The 22,505-nt window shown below is 62.4% G+C and carries 23 protein-coding genes and 1 tRNA gene; 8 read left to right on the top strand and 16 right to left on the bottom strand.

Going from position 1 to position 22,505, the window contains the following annotated elements; all coding sequences use genetic code 11:
- Positions 1 to 14: 14 nt before the first annotated feature.
- Positions 15 to 722: a metal-dependent hydrolase gene (locus FJ977_RS18000; protein WP_140773502.1), complete on the bottom strand. Its 708-nt coding sequence runs from the start codon at positions 720 to 722 to the stop codon at positions 15 to 17.
- 124 nt (positions 723 to 846) lie between these two features.
- Between FJ977_RS18000 and ruvX the strand changes: the two genes are divergently transcribed.
- Positions 847 to 1,353 carry a Holliday junction resolvase RuvX gene (ruvX, locus tag FJ977_RS17995; RefSeq protein WP_140773500.1) on the top strand — a complete coding sequence of 169 codons (507 nt, stop codon included), beginning with the start codon at positions 847 to 849 and terminating at the stop codon, positions 1,351 to 1,353.
- Here the strand turns inward: ruvX and FJ977_RS17990 are convergent.
- From FJ977_RS17990 to FJ977_RS17980, 3 genes are all read right to left on the bottom strand, one after another.
- Complete coding sequence (locus tag FJ977_RS17990) at positions 1,271 to 1,612, bottom strand: DUF6105 family protein (protein ID WP_140773498.1); 342 nt, start codon at positions 1,610 to 1,612, stop codon at positions 1,271 to 1,273. The two genes, ruvX and FJ977_RS17990, sit on opposite strands and share 83 nt — an antisense overlap.
- Entirely contained in the window at positions 1,612 to 2,160 is a 549-nt protein-coding gene (locus FJ977_RS17985) for a hypothetical protein (protein ID WP_140773496.1), read from the bottom strand. The genes FJ977_RS17990 and FJ977_RS17985 overlap by 1 nt, the downstream gene beginning before the upstream one ends.
- A 118-nt stretch (positions 2,161 to 2,278) precedes the next feature.
- Positions 2,279 to 3,907, bottom strand: a complete 1,629-nt coding sequence (locus FJ977_RS17980; protein WP_140773494.1) for a DNA alkylation response protein — start codon at positions 3,905 to 3,907, stop codon at positions 2,279 to 2,281.
- 226 nt (positions 3,908 to 4,133) lie between these two features.
- Here FJ977_RS17980 and FJ977_RS17975 point away from each other — a divergent pair, with 226 nt between their 5' ends.
- From FJ977_RS17975 to dprA, 4 genes are read left to right on the top strand one after another with little or no spacing between them, the layout of a single operon-like run.
- Positions 4,134 to 5,114: an aspartate carbamoyltransferase catalytic subunit gene (locus FJ977_RS17975; protein WP_140773492.1), complete on the top strand. Its 981-nt coding sequence runs from the start codon at positions 4,134 to 4,136 to the stop codon at positions 5,112 to 5,114.
- The gene (locus tag FJ977_RS17970) at positions 5,111 to 6,397 is read left to right on the top strand and encodes a dihydroorotase (protein WP_140773490.1); all 1,287 of its coding nucleotides are present in this window, start codon (positions 5,111 to 5,113) and stop codon (positions 6,395 to 6,397) included. The genes FJ977_RS17975 and FJ977_RS17970 overlap by 4 nt, the downstream gene beginning before the upstream one ends.
- A gap of 56 nt (positions 6,398 to 6,453) precedes the next feature.
- Positions 6,454 to 7,041 carry a glycerol-3-phosphate 1-O-acyltransferase PlsY gene (plsY, locus tag FJ977_RS17965; RefSeq protein ID WP_140773489.1) on the top strand — a complete coding sequence of 196 codons (588 nt, stop codon included), beginning with the start codon at positions 6,454 to 6,456 and terminating at the stop codon, positions 7,039 to 7,041.
- Positions 7,038 to 8,168: a DNA-processing protein DprA gene (gene dprA, locus FJ977_RS17960; protein WP_140773487.1), complete on the top strand. Its 1,131-nt coding sequence runs from the start codon at positions 7,038 to 7,040 to the stop codon at positions 8,166 to 8,168. Before plsY ends, dprA begins: the two co-directional genes overlap by 4 nt.
- A 9-nt stretch (positions 8,169 to 8,177) precedes the next feature.
- Here the strand turns inward: dprA and FJ977_RS17955 are convergent, their stop codons facing one another.
- The 5 genes from FJ977_RS17955 to FJ977_RS17935 form a co-directional block, all read right to left on the bottom strand.
- Entirely contained in the window at positions 8,178 to 8,390 is a 213-nt protein-coding gene (locus tag FJ977_RS17955) for a hypothetical protein (protein ID WP_140773485.1), read from the bottom strand.
- Positions 8,387 to 9,184 carry a trehalose-phosphatase gene (gene otsB / locus FJ977_RS17950; protein WP_140773484.1) on the bottom strand — a complete coding sequence of 266 codons (798 nt, stop codon included), beginning with the start codon at positions 9,182 to 9,184 and terminating at the stop codon, positions 8,387 to 8,389. The genes FJ977_RS17955 and otsB overlap by 4 nt, the downstream gene beginning before the upstream one ends.
- Positions 9,184 to 10,953, bottom strand: a complete 1,770-nt coding sequence (locus FJ977_RS17945) for a trehalose-6-phosphate synthase (RefSeq protein ID WP_140773482.1) — start codon at positions 10,951 to 10,953, stop codon at positions 9,184 to 9,186. Before FJ977_RS17945 ends, otsB begins: the two co-directional genes overlap by 1 nt.
- A gap of 110 nt (positions 10,954 to 11,063) precedes the next feature.
- Positions 11,064 to 13,226, bottom strand: coding sequence for an amylo-alpha-1,6-glucosidase (locus FJ977_RS17940; RefSeq protein ID WP_140773946.1), 2,163 nt, complete (start codon positions 13,224 to 13,226; stop codon positions 11,064 to 11,066).
- Positions 13,227 to 13,268: 42 nt separating this feature from the next.
- Positions 13,269 to 14,330 (bottom strand): glycosyltransferase family 4 protein, encoded by a 1,062-nt coding sequence (locus FJ977_RS17935; protein WP_140773480.1) that lies wholly within the window; start codon positions 14,328 to 14,330, stop codon positions 13,269 to 13,271.
- A gap of 207 nt (positions 14,331 to 14,537) precedes the next feature.
- Here FJ977_RS17935 and FJ977_RS17930 point away from each other — a divergent pair, with 207 nt between their 5' ends.
- Positions 14,538 to 14,996 carry a hypothetical protein gene (locus tag FJ977_RS17930; RefSeq protein ID WP_246683138.1) on the top strand — a complete coding sequence of 153 codons (459 nt, stop codon included), beginning with the start codon at positions 14,538 to 14,540 and terminating at the stop codon, positions 14,994 to 14,996.
- A 300-nt stretch (positions 14,997 to 15,296) separates the two neighbouring features.
- A complete protein-coding gene (locus tag FJ977_RS17925) occupies positions 15,297 to 15,956 on the top strand; it encodes an FkbM family methyltransferase (protein WP_140773477.1) in 660 nt (219 codons plus the stop codon).
- Between the two features lie 102 nt (positions 15,957 to 16,058).
- Here FJ977_RS17925 and FJ977_RS17920 read toward each other — a convergent pair.
- Positions 16,059 to 16,134 (bottom strand) — tRNA-Lys (locus tag FJ977_RS17920).
- Between the two features lie 314 nt (positions 16,135 to 16,448).
- Between FJ977_RS17920 and FJ977_RS17915 the strand changes: the two genes are divergently transcribed.
- On the top strand, positions 16,449 to 16,952 hold the full coding sequence (locus tag FJ977_RS17915) for a BA14K family protein (RefSeq protein ID WP_140773476.1): 504 nt from the start codon (positions 16,449 to 16,451) through the stop codon (positions 16,950 to 16,952).
- A gap of 111 nt (positions 16,953 to 17,063) precedes the next feature.
- Here FJ977_RS17915 and FJ977_RS17910 read toward each other — a convergent pair whose 3' ends face one another.
- The 6 genes from FJ977_RS17910 to FJ977_RS17885 form a co-directional block, all read right to left on the bottom strand.
- Positions 17,064 to 17,540, bottom strand: a complete 477-nt coding sequence (locus FJ977_RS17910) for a DUF6882 domain-containing protein (protein WP_140773474.1) — start codon at positions 17,538 to 17,540, stop codon at positions 17,064 to 17,066.
- A 32-nt stretch (positions 17,541 to 17,572) separates the two neighbouring features.
- Positions 17,573 to 19,066 (bottom strand): glycerol kinase GlpK, encoded by a 1,494-nt coding sequence (glpK, locus tag FJ977_RS17905; protein WP_140773472.1) that lies wholly within the window; start codon positions 19,064 to 19,066, stop codon positions 17,573 to 17,575.
- Between the two features lie 92 nt (positions 19,067 to 19,158).
- Positions 19,159 to 20,883 (bottom strand): ABC transporter substrate-binding protein, encoded by a 1,725-nt coding sequence (locus FJ977_RS17900; protein WP_140773471.1) that lies wholly within the window; start codon positions 20,881 to 20,883, stop codon positions 19,159 to 19,161.
- Between the two features lie 79 nt (positions 20,884 to 20,962).
- A complete protein-coding gene (locus FJ977_RS17895; protein WP_056576880.1) occupies positions 20,963 to 21,250 on the bottom strand; it encodes a DUF2160 domain-containing protein in 288 nt (95 codons plus the stop codon).
- On the bottom strand, positions 21,247 to 21,585 hold the full coding sequence (locus FJ977_RS17890; RefSeq protein ID WP_140773469.1) for a hypothetical protein: 339 nt from the start codon (positions 21,583 to 21,585) through the stop codon (positions 21,247 to 21,249). The genes FJ977_RS17895 and FJ977_RS17890 overlap by 4 nt, the downstream gene beginning before the upstream one ends.
- Positions 21,585 to 22,505, bottom strand: a complete 921-nt coding sequence (locus tag FJ977_RS17885; protein WP_056576877.1) for a carbohydrate ABC transporter permease — start codon at positions 22,503 to 22,505, stop codon at positions 21,585 to 21,587. The genes FJ977_RS17890 and FJ977_RS17885 overlap by 1 nt, the downstream gene beginning before the upstream one ends.

Below are 22,505 nucleotides of genomic sequence, written 5' to 3'. Positions count from 1 at the left end.
CGCTTTGGCTGTTTCTAGATCGTAATCGTCTGACCGATATCAGGCAATGCGACCTTCACGCCGGACCCTTCCAGGCCGGCCTCGAATTTCTCGGGCGTCGGATCGATCATTGGAAACGTGCCGAAGTGGCAAGGCACGACCGTGTCGAACTTGAAGAAGCGGCGACATGCAAGTGCCGCCACCGCGCCGCCCATGGTGAAACGGTCGCCGATCGGCACAATGCCGATCTTCGGCTCATGCAGTTCGTTGATCAGCGCCATGTCGGAAAAAATGTCCGTGTCGCCCATATGGTAGAGCGTCCGGTCTTCCGGGAAATGCAGGACCAGCCCGCCGGGATTGCCGAGATAGACATTCCTGCCGCCGTCTTCGCCAAACGAGGAGGAGTGCAACGCCTGGACGAAAGTGGTGGTGAAGCCGCCGCAATCGACCGTGCCGCCGATGTTGCCGGGATTGATCTTGTTGCCGTCCACCCCCTTGCCGACCAGATACATGCAGATCTCGAAATTGGCGACCAGCTGGGCACCGCTCTTGCCGAGCACTTCCAGCGCGCCGCTGATGTGGTCGCTATGCCCGTGCGTCAGCAGGACATGCGTGATCCCTTCCGCCGGCTCTTCCCAGCCGCCCGTCCAGGATGGGTTGCCGATCAGATAGGGGTCGATGAGGATCTTGGCGTCAGCGGTTTCGATACGGAAGGCCGAATGGCCGTACCAGGTCAGTTTCATGTATGCATTCCTCGATTTTTGCCGGGCCAAAGGATAGAACGCCGATAGCCCCGAGATCAAAGGGTATAGTGTCCGCCGCCCATCCGGAAGGATGCGTGCCGCTGAAAAAGACAAGGAAAAACCGTTGGCTATCATCACGATTGAGCAATTGCCGGCGCGGCTCGCCAATGGCAGGACGCTGGCGGGGCTCGATCTCGGCGACAAGACGATCGGCGTCGCGGTTTCCGACCGGGGATTCTCCTTCGCCCATCCACGCCCGGTCATCATGCGAAGGAAATTCTCCCTCGACGCCGCCGTGCTTCTGGCCTTGCTGGAGAAGGAGAATGTCGGCGCGGTGGCGATCGGGCTGCCGATCAACATGGATGGGTCGGAAGGTCCGCGCGCGCAGAAATCGCGCGCCTTCGTGCGCAACATGGCGCAGCTGAGCGACCTGCCCTTCGTGTTCTGGGATGAGCGGCTGTCGACGGTCGCGGCCGAAAGGACGCTGATAGAAATGGATTTCTCGCGCGCCAAACGCGCCGGCAAGATCGATTCGGCGGCGGCCGCCTTTATTCTGCAGGGAGTTTTGGACCGGCTTCGGTTGCTCGATGCAGCCGAACGAACGGAACCTGGACCGCCCAACGCCGACTGATCCAGCCGGCGATTTCGCGACGGCGGCGAAACGCCCACAGGGCCAGCAGCAGAAACCCGTCGAAGATACACGTCTTCGCTACCATTCCCGGGATGATCGACGGGTCGATGCCCAGCATCTGACCGTAGAGCTGGAAGAAGAAGTCGTGCGTCTGCCGGCTGAGCATGACGTAGCCGAAATTGAGGTCGTTGGCCGACAGATAGAACCAGCCCCAGAAGATCGCCATCGGGGCCGCCCACATTCCGAAGATATAACGCATCAGCGGCCTCCCTTCCCGTTCGGTCCAGTTCGGCCCGATATCAGGGAGAGCAGCGAATTATGGGCCGCTGCCTTCGCCATGCTGTGCGCCATGGCATGGAAATCCGCGTCATCGGACGCGGCTGCCGAGCGCCGCTCGGCGAGCATCGCGACATAGGAGGCCAGAAGCGCGGCCAGTTGCACCGCGACGACCATGAAAAGCCCGTTGATGCCCTGCGCGGCGCCACCGATCAGGATCATCGACAGCACGCCTGAAGCGGAAATGAAGGCCATGCGAACGACGCTGTCTGCGCCCGGATTGGCCGCATCGTTGATCAAGGAATCGACAAAGGCCCAGAAGAACAGCACCGAGACAACCAGCAATGCTGTCGCCAGCGGCGCGACAACGATGACATTCTCCAGATTGACGAACCGGGCGCTCTCGACGGTGACGCCGAGCACGCCGAGGGCTGCGGCCACGCCGCGGTTTCCATCGATGCAGATCAGTGCCAGCAGGGCGAAAACAATCGCCCAGTGCACGGACAGAAAGGAGGTCAATACGTGTCGCATCGTGGATCCTGCTTCGGCAGGCATGACAGTGGGCTTTGCCGCCCGCCGCCGCAATGGAAACCATTTGTTAAGGTTAACGGCGATCCACAGGGCGCACAGCGACCCGGCGGTTCCAGGCTCAGTTCACCGGCGGATAGAGCGTGTCGATGATCATGCGGGCATCGTGGCGCGAATCGAGCATGCCATAGGTGTTGCGCCACTGGCCGGCCAGGCGCGTCTCGACGAAGGCATCGGCGATCCGCCCCGCCCCCAGCCGGCGCAATTCCGCCGCCGCTGCCGACAGCGCCAGTTGTTCGGTCAGCAGCCGGGCCGAGCCCTCATCGGTTGAAGCAACCTGCATTGCCGCCTTCAGCACGCCGATCGTGCCGCGCCCACCGGCGCCGAGGTCGCGGTCGATTCCTGCCAGCACCTCTTCGAACAGACCCGGCGCGCGGCCGAGCACACGCAGCACGTCGAGCGCCATGACGTTGCCCGACCCTTCCCAGATCGCGTTGACCGGGGCCTCGCGATAGTAACGGGCGAGCGGCGCTTCCTCGACATAGCCATTGCCGCCGAGGCACTCCATCGCCTCGAAGAGCAGCGGCGGCGCGATCTTGCACACCCAGTATTTGACGACCGGGGTCATGGCGCGGGCAAATGCCGCCTCGCCGCGATCGCTGGCCGCTTCGTCGAAGGAGCGCGCCAGCCTGAACGACAGCGCGGTTGCCGCAGCGACATCGAGCGCCATGTCGGCCAGCACGCGCTGCATCAACGGTTGCTCGATCAAGGTCGAACCGAACACCTGGCGGTGGCGGGCATGATGAACCGCTTCCGCCAGCCCTGCCCGCATGATCGCCGAGGACGCAACGGCACAGTCGAGCCGGGTCAGGGTCACCATGTCCATGATCGTCTTCACGCCGGCGCCGGGTTCGCCGACCATCTCGCCGATGGCGTTGACGAACTCGACCTCGGAAGACGCGTTGGAGCGGTTGCCGAGCTTGTCCTTCAGCCGCTGGAAGCGGAAGCCATTGCCCGATCCATCACCGAGAACACGCGGCACGAGGAAGCAGGACAGTCCCTCCGGCGCCTGTGCCAGCACCAGGAAGGCATCCGACATCGGCGCCGACATGAACCATTTGTGGCCGGTCAGGCGATAGAAGCCGCTGCCGGCACGTTCCGCCCTTGTCGTATTGGCGCGCACATCCGTGCCGCCCTGCTTCTCCGTCATGCCCATGCCGAGCGTCAGCCCGGTCTTCTCAACCGGCGGCTTCTGGCTCTGGTCGTATTTGCGCGTCGTGACCCGCGGCGCCCATTCGCGGAACAGTTTCGGGCTGGCCATCAGCGCCGCCAGCGAGGCGCTGGTCATGGTGATCGGGCAGAGATGCCCGGTCTCCAGCTCTGCCGTCAAATAGAAGCGGGCGGCGCGCACCTGATGGCGGCGGCCGATCTCGGCGTCGCCATTTTCCCAGACTGAGGAATGCAGGCCGTTCGCCACCGAACGGCGCATCAAGGCGTGATAAGCGGGGTGGAATTCGACCAGGTCGATGCGTCGTCCCTGGCGGTCATGGGTCCTGAGCTTCGGCGTCTCGACATTGGCGAGACGGGCCAGTTCCTGCGCCTCCTGCGTCAGCACGAAACGGCCGAGCCCGTCCAGATCCTTGCGCACCGGGTCGGAAAAGCGCTCGGCAAGCTGGATCAGCAACGGATCGCCTCGCCAGGCGTTGCCGCCTGTCAACGGCGGCGGCTGGTTCGTTACGTCGTCGGTCACGCCCAATCCTTTTATCGGTAGACCTTTTGTCGGTAGAAAGGTCCTTATCGTGCGAAAGCCACGAATCCGAGGCCTTCAGCTAGATATAGCCAAGCGTCGCCGCGCGCGCGACGAAAATACCGGCCGATATAATCGGCTATCTACACGAAAAAATTGAGGAGAACGGCGCCAATCGAAAGCTGGTGCTTGCGGGCGCAAAATCCGCACCCTATAGCAGCCCCTTGAGATGACCGACGCTTCGTCCCTGCCACTCTATCCCCACCGCCATCTTCTTGGCATCAGCGATCTTTCGCCGGCCGATATCGAGCTTTTGCTCGACAGGGCGGACAGGGCGGTCGCGATCTCGCGGCAGTCCGAGAAAAAGACCTCGACGCTGCGCGGACGCACCCAGATCAATCTCTTCTACGAGGCCTCGACCCGTACGCAGTCTTCGTTCGAGCTGGCCGGAAAGCGGCTCGGCGCCGATGTCATGAACATGTCGGTGGCGAGTTCTTCCGTGAAGAAGGGCGAGACGCTCATCGATACCGCGATGACGCTGAACGCCATGCGGCCCGACATCCTGATCATCCGCCACCAGTCGGCGGGTGCCGCCGCTCTTCTGGCACAGAAAGTCGGCTGCTCGGTGGTCAATGCCGGCGACGGGGCGCATGAACATCCCACACAAGCGCTGCTCGACGCGCTGACCATCCGCCGCGCCAAGGGTCCGCTGTCGAAGCTGATCGTGGCGATCTGCGGCGACATCCTGCATTCGCGCGTCGCGCGCTCCAACATCATGCTGCTCAACGCGCTTGGCGCGCAGGTGCGGGTCGTGGCGCCTTCGACATTGCTGCCGTCCGGCATTGACAGGATGGGCGTCATCGTCACGCGCTCGATGGCCGAGGGCCTGAAGGACGCCGACGTGGTGATGATGCTGCGCCTGCAGCGCGAGCGGATGGAGGGCGCTTTCGTGCCTTCGGTGCGCGAATATTTCCGCTATTTCGGCCTCGACGCCGAAAAGCTGAAGGCGGCCAAGGAGGACGCACTGGTGATGCATCCGGGCCCGATGAACCGCGGTGTCGAGATCGCCTCGGAAATCGCCGACGGCCCGCAAAGCGTCATCCAGGAACAGGTGGAGATGGGCGTCGCCGTTCGCATGGCGGTGATGGAAGCGCTGCTTGATCCCCGTCGTAATCAAGAGGGCCGCAATCAAGAGGGTCGCGGCGCATGAGCACGACGGTCTTTGAACGCGCCCGCATCGTCGACCCCTCGCGCGGCATCGACGAAGTCGGCTCCGTCATTGTCGATGGCAAGAAGATCGTTGCCGCCGGCAAGGCGGCGTTGAACCAGGGCGTGCCCGGGGGAGCGACCGTCATCGACTGCGCCAACAAGGCGATCATTCCCGGCCTGATCGACGGTCGCGTCTTCATCGGCGAACCAGGTGGCGAGCATCGCGAAACCATCGCTTCGGCGAGTGTCGCCGCCGCGGCCGGCGGCGTCACCTCCATCGTCATGATGCCCGATACCGATCCGGTGATCGACAATGTCGCACTGGTCGAATTCGTGCTGCGTACCGCCAAGGACACGGCGATCGTCAACGTCTTTCCGGCGGCGGCAATCACCAAGGGTCTCGACGGCCGCGAGATGACGGAATTCGGCCTGTTGCGCGAGGCGGGCGCCGTCGCCTTCACCGATGGCCGCCACACCATAGCAAGCGCGCTGGTGATGCGCCGGGCGCTGACCTATGCGCGCGACTTCGGCGCCACCATTGTGCATGAGACGCAGGATGCCGACCTCGGTTCGTCCGGCGTCATGAACGAAGGCCTGTACGCCAGCTGGCTCGGCCTCTCCGGCATTCCGCGTGAAGCCGAATCCATCCCGCTGGAGCGCGATCTGGCTTTGGCGCGGCTGACGCGCGGTTCCTATCACGCGGCGAAGATCTCGACGGCTATGGCGGCAAACGCCGTGACGCGCGCCAAAGCCGACGGCGCTGCCGTCACCTCGGGCGTTTCGATCCACAATCTGTCGCTCAATGAAAACGATGTTGGCGAGTACCGCACCTTCTTCCGCCTGACACCGCCGCTGCGCGCCGAGGAAGACCGGCTGGCGATGATCGAGGCGGTCAGGGACGGCACGGTCGACATCATTGTCTCCTCGCACGATCCACAGGATGTCGACACCAAGCGCCTGCCCTTCGCCGACGCCGCGGCCGGAGCCATCGGATTGGAGACGTTGCTTGGCGCCGCCTTGCGGCTCCACCACAATGGCGATGTGCCGCTGCTGCGGCTGATCGAAACCCTGTCCACCGCGCCGGCAAGGCTGTTCGGATTGCCCGGCGGCACACTGAAGCCTGGTGCTGTCGCCGACCTTGCGATTGTTGATCTGGACGAACCCTGGATCGTCAGTGAAAGCGGCATTCGCTCGCGCTCGAAAAACACCTGTTTCGAAGGCGCGCGCCTGCAGGGCAAGGTCTTGCAAACACTGGTCGCGGGCCGCACAGTGTACTCGGCATAGACCGGGAACAGGTATCGCACCTTATCCGGCTGGCCAGGGGAAATGCGGGGGAAACAATGACTTACGGCCTGATCCTGGCATTGGTGTTCGGCTATCTGCTGGGCTCGATCCCATTCGGCTTGCTACTGACCCGTGCCGCTGGCCTCGGTGACGTGCGCAAGATCGGCTCGGGCAACATCGGTGCCACCAACGTGCTGCGCACCGGCAACAAGGGCCTGGCCGCCGCGACACTGCTGCTTGATGCGCTGAAGGGCACGGCCGCCGTGCTGATTGCAGGCCATTTCGCGCAGGAAATGGCGGTCTGGGCCGGCCTTGGCGCCTTTCTCGGCCACCTCTTCCCGGTCTGGCTGGGCTTCAAGGGCGGCAAGGGCGTCGCGACTTATCTCGGTGTGCTGATCGGCCTTGCCTGGCAGGTGGCGCTGATCTTCGCCGCCGTCTGGCTGGTGATGGCCTTCCTGTTTCGCTTCTCCTCGCTGGCGGCGCTGACGGCGGCCGTCGTCGTGCCGATCGCCCTGTATTTCATGAGCGCACCGCAGATAGCCGTCGTGTTCGTGGTGATGAGCATCATCGTCTTCATCAAGCACAGGGCGAACATTTCACGGCTGCTTGCCGGCACCGAGGGCAAGATCGGAGCCAAGGGATGAGCGAGCCAGCCGCCGGGCCGCGCCTCAGCGACCGGCAGCGGCTGAGCTGGCTACGGCTGATCCGCACCCAGAATGTCGGCCCCGCTTCCTTTCGCGACCTGATCAACCGCTTCGGTTCCGCCGAAGTGGCGCTGGAGATCCTGCCGGAACTGATGATTTCGGGCGGCGCCAGCCGGATTGCCCGCATTCCCTCGATCGCCGAAGCCGAAGCCGAGCTCGAGGCAGCTCGCAAGGCTGGCGCGCGTTTTGTCGGTATCGGCGAGCCAGACTATCCATCCTTGCTGAGAACCATGGACAATCCTCCCCCGCTTCTGGCGGTCAAGGGCAATGCCGCTGTGTTCCGGTTGCCGGGGATTGCCATCGTCGGCGCCCGTAACGCATCGCTGGCCGGCATAAAGATGGCGCGCAAGCTGGCGGCCGATCTTGGCGGCGACGGCTACGGCATCGTCTCCGGCCTGGCGCGCGGCATCGACACGGCGGCGCACCAGGGCAGTCTGGCGACTGGCACGGTCGGTGTGCTCGCCGGGGGCCTCGACCTGCCCTACCCGCCTGAAAATGCCGGCCTGTGCGAGGAGATCACCGCGCGTGGCGCCATCATCTCTGAAATGCCATTCGGCTGGCAGCCGCGCGCCCAGGATTTTCCACGCCGCAACCGGCTCGTCGCGGGGGCTGCCCTTGGGCTGGTCGTGGTCGAGGCTGCGCAGCGTTCCGGCTCGCTGATCAGCGCCAGGCTTGCCGGCGAAATGGGCAGGCTGGTCTTTGCCGTGCCCGGCTCCCCACTCGATCCGCGCGCCGCAGGCTGCAACGGCCTGCTCAAGGACGGCGCCACTCTGGTCACCGAGGCATCGGATATTTCCAGGGCGATCGCACCGCTGACAGGCATGCGGGCGCCTGATGTGCCGCCGTTTGAGGACCCGCCCGACTTTTCAGCCACCCCGCCGCCCGGCGAAAGTGACCGCGCCCGCGTCAGCGAGGCGCTCGGCCCGACGCCGGTGCCGGTCGACGAGATCATCCGTCACACCGGCCTGCACCCGGCTCAGGTTTTCATGGTGTTGCTGGAACTCGACCTTGCCGGTCGGCTCGAACGCCATGCCGGCGGCAATGTTTCGCTGGTTTTCGCGCCTTAAAGCCGATCGTCAGTGCCGATTGGTATTTTTGTCCTGATTTTCCGCATAGTCCTGCGTGTTCGCTCCAAAAAGATCCCTTTCGACAATCCCGCGCCAGACCATGTCCGCATCCCCCGGGCGGGACGGATCGAAGTCGGGATCGGTCTCATGCACGTTCGGGCGCGAGCGCCGCCGCAGCCAGGCAGGCATGATCTCCCGGATGAGGCTGGTGAACTGGGTCATTGCCGGCTCCTTCGTTCCGTGGGGCGACCAGTCGATCTCTCCGCGTTGCCGTGGCTAACGGCATCAAGCCAGGCCAGCGCCTCGTCGACCCCGGCAAGTGCATGGCGCGCGGCGGTCGGTCCGCGCGGTCTGATACGCACGGAGACGCCATCCATTTCATTGATGACGTCAAAGCCGCTTTCATCCGAAGTGTCATCACCGAGGAATACGGGGCTGCGGCCGGCAAAAGCCGGTTGCTCCATGAAGCGCCGGATGGCCGCTCCCTTCACCGCCTCCAGTGGCATCAGTTCAACCCCTGCATTGCCGGCCAACACCCGATAGCCTGCGGGCAGCCTGTCCAGTGCCTGTTCGACCAGTTGTATGGCGTGCCGCAACAAATGCGGCGCCGCGCGTGTATGAATGGCCAGGATCGGTCCCTTGCGCTCGATATAGACATCCGCACTGCCCAGTTCCGCTTCGATTTCCCGGGCAAGGGCCGCGATGTCCGCCGGTTCACCGGCCGCCTCGACCGCACCATCGCGCGCCAGCCTGTGCTCGAGACCATAAAGCCCCGCGGCGCGCAATCTGAGGGGTTGGAATAGATGGTCGACAGCGGCGATCGACCGTCCCGTGATGAACGCCAATGCTCCGTCCAGTTGCGCTTCGAGCCGTGCCAGCAGCATGCGCAACTCCTCACTGACAACCACCGCATCGGGATGCGCGGCATGTTCGAGAAGCGTGCCGTCAATGTCCAGGAACAGTGCCCACCGTGCTTGCGGTACGTCAGGCACGGACAGGTTTGGCGATATCGACATCACAGCGCCGCCACGCGTTTGCGATCGAGCAACGATATCACATTGCCGGGGGGCGTCGGAGCGACGCCCACGGCACGATCGACCGCATCACGCTTGCGCAGGCGCGCGGCATCGAGAAGCATGCTGCCCGCCCACCGATAGACATTGTTGTCGCGCACGATCTCGCGCATGCGTCGCATGCGCTGGAGTTGCTCGTCCTCGGACATGGTCAGGGCCTGCAGCAAGGCATCGCCCATCATAGCCGCGTCATAGGGATTGACGATCAGCGCCTCCAGCAGCTCCTTGGAGGCGCCGGCGAACATGCTGAGCAGCAGCACACCTTGTTCATCCTCACGCGCCGCGACAAACTCCTTGGCGACGAGGTTCATGCCGTCGTGCAGGCTGGTCACCATGCAGACATCGGCCGCGCGGTAGATTTCGTAGACCTGTTCTTGCGAGTGATGTTCCGTCACCATCAGAACGGGCGTATAGCCTTCGCGACCGTAGCGCTGGTTGATATCCTCGGCATGGCGCAGGCACTCCTCATACAATTGTTGATAGGCAGGAAGAGTGCCGCGGCTGGGCGCCGCGATCTGCAGGAACGCCACCTTGCCGATCCATTCCGGATGAAGCGTCAGCAGTTCATCGAGTGCATTGAAGCGATCAAGGATACCCTTTGTATAGTCGAGACGTTCGACGCCGACGCACAGTTTGACGTGTTCGGCCAGGCCGAATTTCTCGCGGACCTGCCTACGGCATTGCGCCACGTCAGGCAGCTTGGCCAGTTGCGCCGGCGGCCATTCGATTGAAATCGGATAGGCATGAACCAGGCTGATCTGGCCGCCATAGGAGATGGCCGAGTCCTCGCGCTCGATCCTGCTCTCCAGGAAACGGTCGACGCTGTCGATGAAGTTGTTGCAATGAAACTGGGTGTGAAAACCAACGATCGAACTGCCAAGCAGGCCCTCGAGAATCTTCTCGCGCCACGGGCATATGCTGAACACCTCCGAGTTCGGCCACGGAATATGCCAAAAGGTGATGATGATCGCCTCGGGCAGGCGTTCCCGGATCATCCGCGGCAGCAACGCGAAATGGTAATCCTGGACCAGCACGATCGGCCGCTCGTTGCGGGCTTCCGCGACGACGGTATCGGCGAATTTGCGGTTGACCGCCTCATAGGCTTCCCAATCCGAGGCGCGGAATATCGGCCGAGTGAACGCGATATGGCACAGCGGCCAGAGGCCTTCATTGGCAAAGCCGAGATAATAACCTTGCTGCTCTTCCTCGCTCAGCCAGACGCGGCGCAGCGTGTAGGAAGGATTGTCGGGCGGCACCTCGATCCGATCGTTCTTGTCGACCACGAGCGCGTCGGCCGAACCACCGCCATAGGCGATCCAGGTGCCGGCACATGCCCGCGTGATCGGCTCCAGGGCGGAGACGAGCCCACTGGCAGGTACGACCAGCCGGATGTCGTCGCCTTCCCGGTTGTGGATATACGGCTCGCGGTTCGAGACGACGATCACCTGGGCATCGGGAAGTTCGGTCGCAAGGATATGACGCAGCGTTTCGGGCGACCACTGCACCAGTGCCGCGGCCGCCGACTGCCCATTTTTCTCGAATTCCGGCAAAGGGCTGCGAGCGGGTTCAAGCTCCGAGGCGGTAGGCCTGCTGCCCTTGCGCGCCCGCACCACCTTCGTCACCAGCACAGCGGCCAGGACGCAGACGGCGACAAGAATAAACAGCCACAATGCGAATACGGGGACGACGAGGTACGAACTGTTGTCAGGCATTGAAATCGATGACCCTTCAATGGGATGCCGCAGCGGCTTTATCGGCTGGAGTTTCGGCACCCCATAGTCTAGTGGTCCAACGCCCGCGGGACGTGATGGTTCCGATTTTTTCAGCTCCTGACCACGAGCGGCACCAGCCCCTCATGCGGTTCGGCAAGGAAGGCGCCGACACGGTCTCCCACGCGCTGGAATGTCAGATCCACCGCCGCCTGCCCTACCGAAAGATGGCGGATGACGAGGTTGTCGATGCCGATAGGCAGGCGCGGCCGGGTCACATGGATCTCGCCTGTCCAGCCATCGATCCGCAGGCCGAGGCACGACTGCATGAGCATGAAGGCGGAGCCGGCGGACCAGGCTTGCGGCAGGCAGGCCACCGGATAGGCAATCGGCGCTTCGCCGGCCGCTCGCGTGAAGCCGCAAAAGAGTTCCGGCAGCCGCATGTTGAAATGAACGGCGGATTCGAAGGTGCCGCTCATCAGCCGCACAACGCTGTCGCGAATGCCGTATCGCGCCAGCCCGGCTGCGCAGATCGCCGTGTCGTGCGGCCAGATGGATCCGTTGTGATAGGACATCGGATTGAAGAAGATCGCGTCGTCCGCCAGCGTCCGCAATCCCCAGCCGGAATGGAACGAGGCCGACAGCAGCTGGTCGGCGACCATGCGCGCTCGATCCGGTTCGGGAAGGCCGACATAAAGCAGGTGACCGGCATTGGATGTGCGCACCTTGCAGGGTTGGCCGTCGCCGTCCAGCGCCAGCGCATAGTAGCCAAGCTCCTCGATCCAGAAATGGCGCTCGACTTTTTGGCGAATGGCGTCGGCGCGTATTTCCCAGCCCTCCGCCCGCTCCGCTTCACCACGCAGCCGTGCCAGTTTCGCCAGGCCCTGGAATGCCGCAAAGACATAGCCTTGCACCTCGACCAGCGCGATCGGCCCTTTCGGGATGCGGCCATCGGCGTGGAAGACGGAATCGAAACTGTCTTTCCATCCCTGGTTGGCAAGGCCGGATTCCGCGGCACGCTGGTAGGTGAGGAATCCCGTCGAACGGCTCGCCGTCTCGATCCATTCGGCCGCGGCGCACAGCGAGGGCCACAGGTCATCGATGAAGGCCGTGTCTCCCGTGCGGTCCGCATAGGCGCACGCAAGATGGATATAGAGCGGCGTCGTGTCGACACCGCCATAGTAGCGCCCGAACGGCAGCTCGCTCAGCGCCACCATCTCGCCCTTGCGCGTCTCGTGCATGATCTTGCCGGGCTCGGAATCGCTGAAGGGAGAGGTCTCGGTCGCCTGGTGCTGGGCGAGAAACGCCAGAACGCCGCGCGCCAGGCCAGGATTGAGCCAAAGCATCTGCAAGGCTGAAATCACGCCATCGCGGCCAAAGGCGGTGGAGAACCAGGGAATGCCGGCATAGGGATAGGGCCCGGTCGCCAGTTCCGTGGTGAGCAGCGCGACATCGGCGCGAGCCCGCGCCATCCAGTCATTGAAAACGCGGCCCGAACTGTGCAGCGTCGCGCCATGCCGGCGTTTGGCGCGCATGCCGAAACGAGCACGGGCGGCGGCAGCGCGAAACCGCTGGCTTTCGGGGCTAGCAACCGTCTCGTTGCCCACCTCCACGTAAAGCGTCTGGCTGCTGCGCTTGGTGACGGCGATGATGAAATCCGCCCGCTCGGAGGTCAGTTGATCGGGCGTCTGTGAAAATGAAATCGCCGATGTCCGCACCACGTTGTCCAGGCCTTCGTAGCGGAGCACGACCGCGCTCCTGGCGATCTCGGCCGTATGGGCGGTTCCGCGCTTCGAGCGGGTCGAGCCCCGAACCTCGAACATGTCGCGAAAATCGGCGGCAAAACGCAGCGACAACAGGATCGTCGAATGCTCACGGCTGTAGTTGGACAGCGTTATGCGTTCATACAGCCGTTCCTCCCACAGCAGCCGGACGCGCTCGATATGGATAGCGCCCTGCGGTATCTGGCGACCCGCCGTGCTCTCGATCGGCAGATTGGTCAGATTGGAGGTGAACAGCACATTGTCCTGGCTGAGAGACGCGCCAAGCAACGATGTCGACCGCCCGCCGACTGTCAAGCGAAATTCGGAAAGCACGCGCGTGTCGTCGCGGAAGAACCCGTCGCCGACACCGCGTATGTCGCCATAGGCGTCAGCAACGGCGAAGCAGTCACCATGCTTGAGCGCGAAAAGACGATGCGGCTCCCTGGGCGCGGTTTCGTCCAGGGAAGCCAGTGCTATGGCAGGATCGAGCTTGCGCTCGTCGAGGTGGGTGATGGTCAAAAGATCGTCCCGTGCTGGTTTCGAACGGGTGAAGGCCTACGAGGCTCTGCTTTGCTCATGTCCGTTGTTCAGCCGCGAATAGGCCGCGACGTAGTCCCTGGCCATTCTGTCGGCTGAGAACCGCCTCTCGAACACCGCTCTTATGCGCCGCCTGTCGAGTTGCAGGAGAGCCGGCATCGTGGCGACGGCATCTTCGATGCTTTCGACGACGAAGCCGGTAACCCCATAATCGATGATCTCGGGCATGGCGCCGCAACTCCAGGCCATGACCGGGGTTCCGCAGGCCATGGCCTCGATCACGGCAAGGCCGAAGGGTTCGGGCCAATCAATGGGAAACAAGAGGGCGGCTGCGTTGCCAAGAAACATGCTCTTCTGGTCCTCGCCGATCTCGCCGACATATTCGACCCTGTCGCCATCGACCATCGGCTGGACGACTTCCTCGAAATAGGCGCGATCGCCATCGCCCACCTTGGCCGCAAGCTTGAGTTTGAGCCCGGTGCGGCGGGCGATCTCGATCGCCCTGTCCGGCCGCTTGTCGCGCGACATCCTGCCGAGAAAGGCGAGATACCCGCCGTCCGAACCTGCCTCGAAATCGGGTTCGTAGAGATCGACGGGCAGTCCGTGATGAATCGTCGCCAGCCAGTTCGCGGACGCGAACCGCGCCCGCTGGCTGCGGGATATGGAAATCATCGGGAAGCGCGGGAACCGGTCATAGGCTTGTGCGAGATCGGCGTAATCCAGCCTGCCATGCGGGGTCGTGACCGTACGCTGCGGGATCTCTCGGAAGAACGGGAAGTGCAGGAAATGGCTGAGGTGAAAATGAATGACGTCAAAGTCGTCGGCCCGCTTCCTCACCTCGTCGAGCATCGACAGATGCGCCGCGATCTCGGATTTCAGTGGACGCGGATCGAGCCGAAGTGCCCGCTCGCGGCATGGCACGAGCCTGGCGGAGGTCTTCGTGTCGCCACTGGCGAACAACGTCACATCGTGGCCAAGGGCGACGAGAGCCTCGGTCAGGTAGGAAATGATGCGCTCGGTGCCGCCATAAAGCCTTGGCGGCACGGATTCGTATAGCGGCGCGACGTGGGCAATCTTCATGGCCCGGCCTTCCCTCTATGAGCTGGTGATGCAGCGAGAATGCCTCAGCCGCCGGATCGTTCCGGCCTCATTCGCAGATGCGTCAAATGGTCGGGAGCATTTGATGTTCGATCAAGCCGCCCTATTTCATTTTGGCTGCCGAGTTGCACTCGGCTCAAGGAGGCCTCAGTGCAGGAGCCCAGGGATATCGCAGCCCGACGCCTGAGCATGATCATCGAGCAATATGTCGAGGCCAGAAGACGGCGTTATGGCTTCGTATCGACGGATCAGGCTGCCAGGGTTATCCGCAAGATGCTGAAACCAGCGGATCCAGCCCTTTCCGACCGCGAGCTCGACGATATGGTCGCCGCACTCGCGGTGAAGAATCGCCTGGCGGTCGTCTTCGATCGCGGCGCCAGGGGACCGGCTGATGGCACCGAGGCCGACCTGAACAGAAAGGAACCGCCCATGCGAGCACCAACGGAGACTCCGGATGTTGCCGGCGCGGTGGATGCCATTCTGGGCACCCGGACCGCCCCGCTTTCCCAAACAACTCCACTTTCGATGAGCGTTGTGATCTCGCTGCTGCGCGAACGGACCGGCACCAAGCGCTCGGACGCGGATCTGGAAGGCCTGATCGCCAAGAAGGCCGCCGTTCTGGACGTGCATCTGTCGCGGAACGGCTGAGCGGTTGACTGCAAAGGTTCACGCCCGGATCCAAGGCGCCGGCATGACGGTGAGCCTTCGAATTCGCGGTCGATATTGCCGAGGATGGCGTCCGCGTTATCCAGCTGCAGTTGAAGGCTGCGATGAACAGCGCGATAGTCCACGGCGCCGCCGAAACAGGTCCTACGCCTTGCCCTTTGCCACGCCTGCCTCATGGTTGCAGGCAGAGCGAGACTTTATCCTATCGTCAATACGTGCTGAAATGACAGGTCTCGTGCGTTACTCTACGGCAATTGTTGTGGCCTGCAGGGAGAGAGAAAAGTGGATTTCGAACAAGCGGTCCAGGACTTCTATACTTCGATACTGAGACCAGGTGACATTGCGATCGACTGCGGCGCCCACACTGGGCGGCACACCAGGCCGATGCTGGATTTGGTAGGCCATACTGGCCACGTCTATGCCTTCGAACCTTTGCCCGGCCCTATATCGGCCTTGGCGGACAGCGTTGCAGGGAAGAGCAACATCACGCTTCACAATAGCGCCCTGGGAATGACCAGGGGCAGGGCCTCTTTCGTGCATGTGCCCGATTTCCCGGAGTACAGCGGCTTTCGCGAGCGCATCTACCACGATGAAAATCTCCAACGGGAGAAGATCTCCGTCATGGTCGAGCGCCTTGACGACGAAGTGCCCACGATCCCGTTGACGCGTTACATCAAGGTCGATGCGGAAGGCGGAGATTTGGGCATCCTTCGGGGCGGTGAGCATATCCTAAGCGTGAGCCGTCCCTACGTCACCTTTGAGTGCGGCGACAATTCTATCCTCAACTACGACTATACGTCCGCCGACTATTTCGATTTCTTTCATCGACTGGGCTACCGTATAACGACTATCCTCGGCGGAGAAGAACTAGACCGCGGCGGCTTCGTCGAAAGCAATCGCGTCCAGAGCGTATGGGACTATATTGCTTGGCCTACGATGTAAGATAGCTACTGGCGATGGTCACTGTCGTGCGACTTCCGAAGTCGCACGAGTCGCTGAAGTTCAAGCGCAAAAACCTAAGCGATTGACGTTTAATATGAACAATGGTGAGCGCGATGGGATTCGAACCCATGACCTACTGATTAAAAGTCAGTTGCTCTACCGGCTGAGCTACGCGCTCCCGCGGGCGCGAAAGGCTGCCCTCGAAATTGCGCGGAACATAGGGAGAGTGCTTCGACCGGTCAACCGGAAAAACAGCGTCCGCGAGCCGGACTTCTCAAGCACTGCCACGCCCACTGCCAGGCTGCCTCCCTGCCCGCTTCAATCGAGAGCGATACACCCTGGCGAAGCCACGGTGCCGACTCTCCTCGACACTGCCGACAGGCCGGAGAAACATTGCGAATCAGCAACTTGGGATTTAGCGAGGAACCTTCCCCCACATCACCCGTTGTCTCGCCACAAGGGACGTCAACCACCCTTTCGAAGGAGAATACAATGAACAAGATCGTATCGGGTATGCTGGCGACCACTTTGTCGGTTTCATTCGCCGCGGCTGCCGTACCGGCAAATGCTGCCCAGATGTTCGTTCCTCAAGCATCGGGAACTTCGTCGGATATCTTGAATGTCGGAGAGAGCCGCTATCCTGCCAAGTGGCGTCATGGCAACCGTCACTTCAATGGCAATCGCAATTTCGGCAACCGCAATTTCGGCGCTCGCAACTTTGCGCGAAATGACGGCGGCGGCTATTGGAACGGCCATCGCGGTTATCGCGAATACCATCGCGGCTATCGCCGTCATGGCGACTATTGGTTCCCGCTCGCAGCTTTCGCGACTGGCGCCCTGATCACGGGTGCGATCGTCAACAGCGAGAACCATCGCGTCTACGAAGGCAATTCCCATGTGCAGTGGTGCTACGACCACTACCGCAGCTACCGTTCCTCGGACAACACCTTCCAGCCGAACTACGGCCCGCGGCAGGAGTGCCGTTCGCCTTACTGACCCAGGCGAATATCAGTAGCTGGAAACTCTGAAAGGAAGGCCCGCGTCGGAAATGGCGCGGGCCTTTTGCGTTGGAATTGCACCATCCCGATCGGTGGAATGAAGTTCCTGTCAGCTGGCCCAGCCTGCGCTTTTGAGGATCAGATAAAGACCGCCCCCTTCCCCGCGCGGAGAGCGGTAAGCACCGAGTGCTTCGCAGACACGCACCATCGCTGCTGTCAGTTCCCAGCCGAGCGCTTCCAGATCATCTCTCGTGTCGGTCACATAGGCCTGCTCAAGTTCGGCGATATCGTTCTTCTCACCAAAGGAACGAACCCGCTTGGCATCGCCGAGAAGGTCGTCGGGCAGGTTCGAATTCGACCAGGCCCAAAGCCAGTTACCAGCTTTGGCGCTCGTCGAGCCTGCAATCTGGATTTCGGTGACGACTTCTACGACACCCTGGTCCGAGAACAGAAGCCTGCCGGTCGTCAGGTCGTAGTCATAGCGCGGCCAGTGACCGAGGCGGAACTCCTTCTCCAAACGGGCATTCTTGGCGCGTAGCTGTTCAAAAGCCTCGTCACGCCAAGCGCGATACCAGTCTGGCTGCATGCCCCCACCTTCAGCTGGTTCCGTGGTGACCGTTATGGCACGCTCAACGTCCTGCGCACAGCATCGCGCCAGCCCGCCAGCTTCGCGGACCGCATGGAATTGTCCATCTCCGGCTTGAAACGCCGCTCCAGTGCCCAGCTTTTCGCGAACTCCTTCGCCTTCGGCCAGACCCCTGCCTTGGAGCCGGCGAGCCAGGCCGCACCCAGCGCGGTCGTCTCGAGGATGGTCGGGCGGTCGACCGGCGCGTCGAGAATGTCGGCCAGGCGCTGCATCGTCCAGTCCGACGCCACCATGCCGCCGTCGACCCGGAGAACTGTTTTGGCCGAAGTCCCCTTCCAGTCCTTGCGCATGGCGTCGAGCAGGTCACGGGTCTGGTAGGCGACGGATTCGAGTGCGGCGCGCGCAAATTCCGCCGGGCCGGAATTGCGCGTCAGCCCGAAGATGGCGCCGCGCGCGTCGGCGTCCCAATGTGGCGCGCCAAGACCGACGAAAGCCGGCACCAGGTAGACATTCTGCGTCGGGTCGGCCTCGGCAGCCAGTTGCCCGCTATGCTCGGCCTTGCCGATCACCTTGATGCCGTCGCGCAGCCATTGCACGGCCGCCCCGGCAATGAAGATCGAACCCTCCAGCGCGTAGGTGGTCTTGCCGTTCAGCCGATAGGCAATGGTGGTCAAAAGCCGGTTCTTCGAACGCACCAGATCGCTGCCGGTGTTGAGCAGCGCAAAACAGCCGGTTCCATAGGTGGATTTCATCATGCCGGGCTCGAAGCAAGCCTGGCCGATGGTCGCGGCATGCTGGTCGCCTGCAACACCGAGGATTCTTATCTCGGCGCCAAACAGATTTTTCTCGGTCGCTCCATAGTCATCGGCGCAATCCTTGACCTCGGGCAGCATTTTCGCCGGGATGTTGAGAATGGCCAGCAACTCGTCGTCCCAGGCGTTTTCCGCGATGTTGTAGACCAGCGTGCGCGACGAGTTGGTGGCGTCTGTGGCGTGGACCTTGCCACCGGTCAGCCGCCAGATGAGAAAACTGTCGATGGTGCCGGCCAGCAACTCGCCTTTCTCGGCACGTTTCCTGGCGCCCCTCACCTTGTCGAGCATCCAGGCGATCTTGGTGCCGGAAAAATAGGGATCGAGCAGCAGCCCGGTCTTGCGCGTGAATTTCTTCTCCAGGCCTTGCTTCTTCAGTTTCTGGCACAGCGGCGCGGTGCGGCGGTCCTGCCAGACGATCGCATTGTGGATCGGCTTGCCTGTCGCCTTGTCCCAGATGACGACGGTCTCGCGCTGGTTGGTGATACCGATCGCCGCGACATCCGCAGCCTCGCGACCGGCGGCCTTCAGCGCACCTTTGACCGTGGCGACGACACTCGCCCAGATCTCCTCCGGGTCGTGCTCGACCCAGCCGGAGGCAGGATAGTGCTGGATGAATTCCTGCTGCCCGCTGCCCACGACTTTCATCTGGCCATCGAACAGGATCGCCCGGGTCGACGTCGTTCCCTGGTCGATTGCCAGCACAAAACCGTTCATTCCCGCGTCCTCCGCCTTGACACAAAGAAGGGAGACGGCAACGCGCCGCCTCCCCCAATTTCACACGGGCGCGAACGCCCGCATAGACAGTCCTATTTCTGCCAGCTCTTGACCAACTCGTCGTAGTTGACGGTCTGCGGCTTTTCCTTCTCGTTCTCGATCTTCAGCTGCGGAGCGAGATTACCGGCCTTGACCGCGTCGGCGTTCCAGTAGGCGAGATCATGTTCCTCGGCGAGCTTCGGCCCGATGTCACCCTGGACGCCGGACTTCTCGATGCGGCCCATGACCTTTTCCTGCTCGGCGCAAAGCGAGTCCATCGCTTCCTGGGCCGACTTGGCACCAGAAGAAGCGTCACCGATCGCCTGCCACCACAGCTGTGCCAGCTTCGGATAGTCCGGCACGTTGGTGCCGGTCGGCGACCACTGCACGCGGGCCGGCGAGCGGTAGAACTCGATCAGGCCGCCGAGCTTCGGCGCGCGTTCGGTGAAGCTCTTGTCGTGGATGGTGGAGTCGCGGATGAAGGTGAGGCCGACATGGCTCTTCTTCACGTCCACGGTCTTCGAGGTCACAAACTGGGCGTAGAGCCAGGCCGCCTTCGCCCGGTCTTCCGGCGTCGACTTCATCAGCGTCCACGAACCGACGTCCTGGTAGCCGAGCTTCATGCCGTCCTTCCAGTAGACGCCATGCGGCGACGGCGCCATGCGCCACTTCGGCGTACCATCGTCATTCATCACCGGCAGGCCGGGCTTGACCATGTCGGCGGTGAAGGCGGTGTACCAGAAGATCTGCTGGGCGATGTTGCCCTGCGCCGGCACCGGACCCGATTCGGAGAAGGTCATGCCTTGCGCTTCCTGCGGCGCGTAGGCCTTCAGCCAGTCGAGGTATTTCTGGATCGAATAGACCGCCGCCGGGCCATTGGTGTCGCCGCCGCGCGCCGTGCAGGAGCCGACCGGCTGCGATTTCTCATTGACCTTGATGCCCCATTCGTCGACCGGCAGGCCGTTCGGGATGCCCTTGTCGCCGTTACCGGCCATCGACAGCCAGGCGTCGGTGAAGCGCCAGCCCAGCGAGGGATCCTTCTTGCCGTAGTCCATGTGGCCATAGACCTTCTTGCCGCCGACATCGCGGCCGGTGAAGAATTCGGCGATGTCCTCATAGGCCGACCAGTTGACCGGCACGCCGAGGTCATAGCCGTACTTGGCCTTGAAATCGGCCTTGTTCTTCTCGTCGTTGAACCAGTCGTAGCGGAACCAATAGAGGTTGGCGAACTGCTGGTCGGGAAGCTGGTACAGCTTCTTGTCCGGCGCGGTGGTGAAGGAGGAGCCGATGAAATCCTTCAGGTCGAGGCCCGGATTTGTGACATCCTTGCCTTCATTGGCCATCCAGTCGGTCAGGTTGCGCACCTGCTGATAGCGCCAGTGGGTGCCGATCAGGTCGGAATCGTTGACCCAGCCGTCATAGAGGTTCTGGCCGGTCTGCATCTGGGTCTGGATCTTCTCGACGACGTCGCCCTCCTGAATGACGTCATGCGTGACCTTGATACCGGTGATGGCGGCAAAGGCCGGAGCCAGCACCTGCGACTCATACTGGTGTGTCGTCAGCGTTTCCGACACGACCTTGATTTCCATGCCGGCAAACGGCTTGGCGGCGTCGATAAACCACTGCATCTCGGATTCTTGATCGGCGCGTGATAGGGACGAAAGGTCGCCTATCTCCTTGTCCAGAAAGGCTTTTGCCTCATCCATACCGGCATAGGCGTTGCCCACGCCGAGCAATAGCGCAAGGGCAGTCGTTGATGTTAGGAATTGCCGTCGCATTGTGTTTCCTCCACTTTTCAAGGTTCAAGTGCGATCTGGAGCGGTCGCCAGCACGCGGCCGCTCCAACAGTTTCCCCCTCTATACGTAGCGGAACACGCCGATGGCGTAGACCACGGAGAGAGCGAGAGCCCACCACAGGCTGGGCCCAATCAGACCCAGCCAAGCGAGATGGATAAAGGCGCTGCCAAGCAGCGAAACGAAGAGGCGATCGCCGCGCGTCGTCTCGAAGCGCAGCACGCCGACACGCGGATTGCCGCCGGGCGACGCGTATTCCCAGACCCCCATGCCGACCAGCAGCAGCGCGATGACGATGAAGAAGGCGGCCGTCGGCCAGGTCCACGCCATCCAGGAGAAGTCGAGATTCATGAATGGTTCTCCGATCCCACCTGCCTCACGAGGTCACCGTTTTCAGCGGCACAAGCGACCAAATTGATCAAACCCGAGAGGTGCATAAATGCGTGCCACGAGATGGGTTCGTCGTTCGGGGCTTTCTCGACCTCTGCGCGCACATCATTGAGGTCGTCGTGTACATCCCCCATCACTAGTGCCGGAGCTCCGGGCTGGAATGCGTCAGTGAAATAGATCTTCCAGTAGTGACTTTGCCTCACACGGATGCCGTTAACGCCTTGACCTTCAAGACAATCAAACAAGCTGTTGGTCAGGCGGCGCAGCTCGGAGATCTTGATGTCAGCTTCCGCCATCACACCCTCCCCAGGGCGAAGCCCTTGGCGATGTAGTTGCGCACGAACCAGATCACGAGCGCGCCGGGGATCAGCGTCAGCACGCCGGCGGCGGCAAGCAATCCCCAGTCCATGCCCGATGCCGACACTGTGCGGGTCATGGTCGCCGCGATCGGCTTGGCGTCGGTCGTGGTCAGCGTGCGGGCGATAAGCAGTTCGACCCACGAGAACATGAAGCAGAAGAAGCAGGCGACACCGATGCCGCTGGCGATCAGCGGCATGAAGATCTTGATGAAGAAGCGCGGGAAGGAATAGCCGTCAATATAGGCGGTCTCGTCGATCTCCTTCGGCACCCCGGACATGAAGCCTTCGAGGATCCACACCGCCAGTGGCACGTTGAACAGGCAGTGCGCGAGCGCCACCGCGATATGCGTGTCGATCAGGCCGAAGGCGGAATAGAGCTGGAAGAACGGCAGCGCGAACACCGCCGGCGGCGCCATGCGGTTGGTCAGAAGCCAGAAGAACAGATGCTTGTCGCCAAGGAAGCGATAGCGCGAGAAGGCGTAGGCCGCAGGCAAGGCCACGGACACCGAGATCACCATGTTCATGACGACATAGGTGATCGAGTTGATATAGCCGGAATACCAGGCCTTCTGCGTGAAGATCGTGACATAGTTGGCGATGGTTGGCGCATGCGGATAGAGCGTCAGCGAGTTGACGATCTCCGCATTGGTCTTGAAGCTCATATTGATGAGCCAGTAGATCGGCAACAGCAGCACGAAGATGTAGAGCGTCGGCACGATCCACCACCAGCGCGATTCCTCGCCGCGGCGGCGCATGCGCCTGTCGAGCTCGCTCTGCGACAGCGAACTGGCGAGACCCTCCGCGGCGGCGGCCCCGTTCATCGCATTGCGCTCGGTTCGTTCATTGGCGCCGGCCAT

The sequence above is a fragment of the Mesorhizobium sp. B2-1-3A genome, assembly GCF_006442655.1.
In the GTDB taxonomy this organism is placed as follows: Bacteria; Pseudomonadota; Alphaproteobacteria; order Rhizobiales; family Rhizobiaceae; genus Mesorhizobium.
Note: the sequence above shows the minus strand (reverse complement) of the source record. Positions and strands in the feature narration are given on the sequence as shown.

Excerpts from the sequence above, each read along its gene's own strand:
- FJ977_RS18000 (WP_140773502.1), bottom strand. The coding sequence starts at position 722 with ATGAAACTGACCTGGTACGGCCATTCGGCCTTCCGTATCGAAACCGCT.
- FJ977_RS17990 (WP_140773498.1), bottom strand. The coding sequence starts at position 1,612 with ATGCGTTATATCTTCGGAATGTGGGCGGCCCCGATGGCGATCTTCTGG.
- FJ977_RS17985 (WP_140773496.1), bottom strand. The coding sequence starts at position 2,160 with ATGCGACACGTATTGACCTCCTTTCTGTCCGTGCACTGGGCGATTGTT.
- FJ977_RS17975 (WP_140773492.1), top strand. The coding sequence starts at position 4,134 with ATGACCGACGCTTCGTCCCTGCCACTCTATCCCCACCGCCATCTTCTT.
- FJ977_RS17970 (WP_140773490.1), top strand. The coding sequence starts at position 5,111 with ATGAGCACGACGGTCTTTGAACGCGCCCGCATCGTCGACCCCTCGCGC.
- plsY (WP_140773489.1), top strand. The coding sequence starts at position 6,454 with ATGACTTACGGCCTGATCCTGGCATTGGTGTTCGGCTATCTGCTGGGC.
- dprA (WP_140773487.1), top strand. The coding sequence starts at position 7,038 with ATGAGCGAGCCAGCCGCCGGGCCGCGCCTCAGCGACCGGCAGCGGCTG.
- FJ977_RS17955 (WP_140773485.1), bottom strand. The coding sequence starts at position 8,390 with ATGACCCAGTTCACCAGCCTCATCCGGGAGATCATGCCTGCCTGGCTG.
- otsB (WP_140773484.1), bottom strand. The coding sequence starts at position 9,184 with ATGTCGATATCGCCAAACCTGTCCGTGCCTGACGTACCGCAAGCACGG.
- FJ977_RS17945 (WP_140773482.1), bottom strand. The coding sequence starts at position 10,953 with ATGCCTGACAACAGTTCGTACCTCGTCGTCCCCGTATTCGCATTGTGG.
- FJ977_RS17935 (WP_140773480.1), bottom strand. The coding sequence starts at position 14,330 with ATGAAGATTGCCCACGTCGCGCCGCTATACGAATCCGTGCCGCCAAGG.
- FJ977_RS17930 (WP_246683138.1), top strand. The coding sequence starts at position 14,538 with ATGATCATCGAGCAATATGTCGAGGCCAGAAGACGGCGTTATGGCTTC.
- FJ977_RS17915 (WP_140773476.1), top strand. The coding sequence starts at position 16,449 with ATGAACAAGATCGTATCGGGTATGCTGGCGACCACTTTGTCGGTTTCA.
- FJ977_RS17910 (WP_140773474.1), bottom strand. The coding sequence starts at position 17,540 with ATGCAGCCAGACTGGTATCGCGCTTGGCGTGACGAGGCTTTTGAACAG.
- glpK (WP_140773472.1), bottom strand. The coding sequence starts at position 19,066 with ATGAACGGTTTTGTGCTGGCAATCGACCAGGGAACGACGTCGACCCGG.
- FJ977_RS17900 (WP_140773471.1), bottom strand. The coding sequence starts at position 20,883 with ATGCGACGGCAATTCCTAACATCAACGACTGCCCTTGCGCTATTGCTC.
- FJ977_RS17895 (WP_056576880.1), bottom strand. The coding sequence starts at position 21,250 with ATGAATCTCGACTTCTCCTGGATGGCGTGGACCTGGCCGACGGCCGCC.
- FJ977_RS17890 (WP_140773469.1), bottom strand. The coding sequence starts at position 21,585 with ATGGCGGAAGCTGACATCAAGATCTCCGAGCTGCGCCGCCTGACCAAC.
- FJ977_RS17885 (WP_056576877.1), bottom strand. The coding sequence starts at position 22,505 with ATGGCCGGCGCCAATGAACGAACCGAGCGCAATGCGATGAACGGGGCC.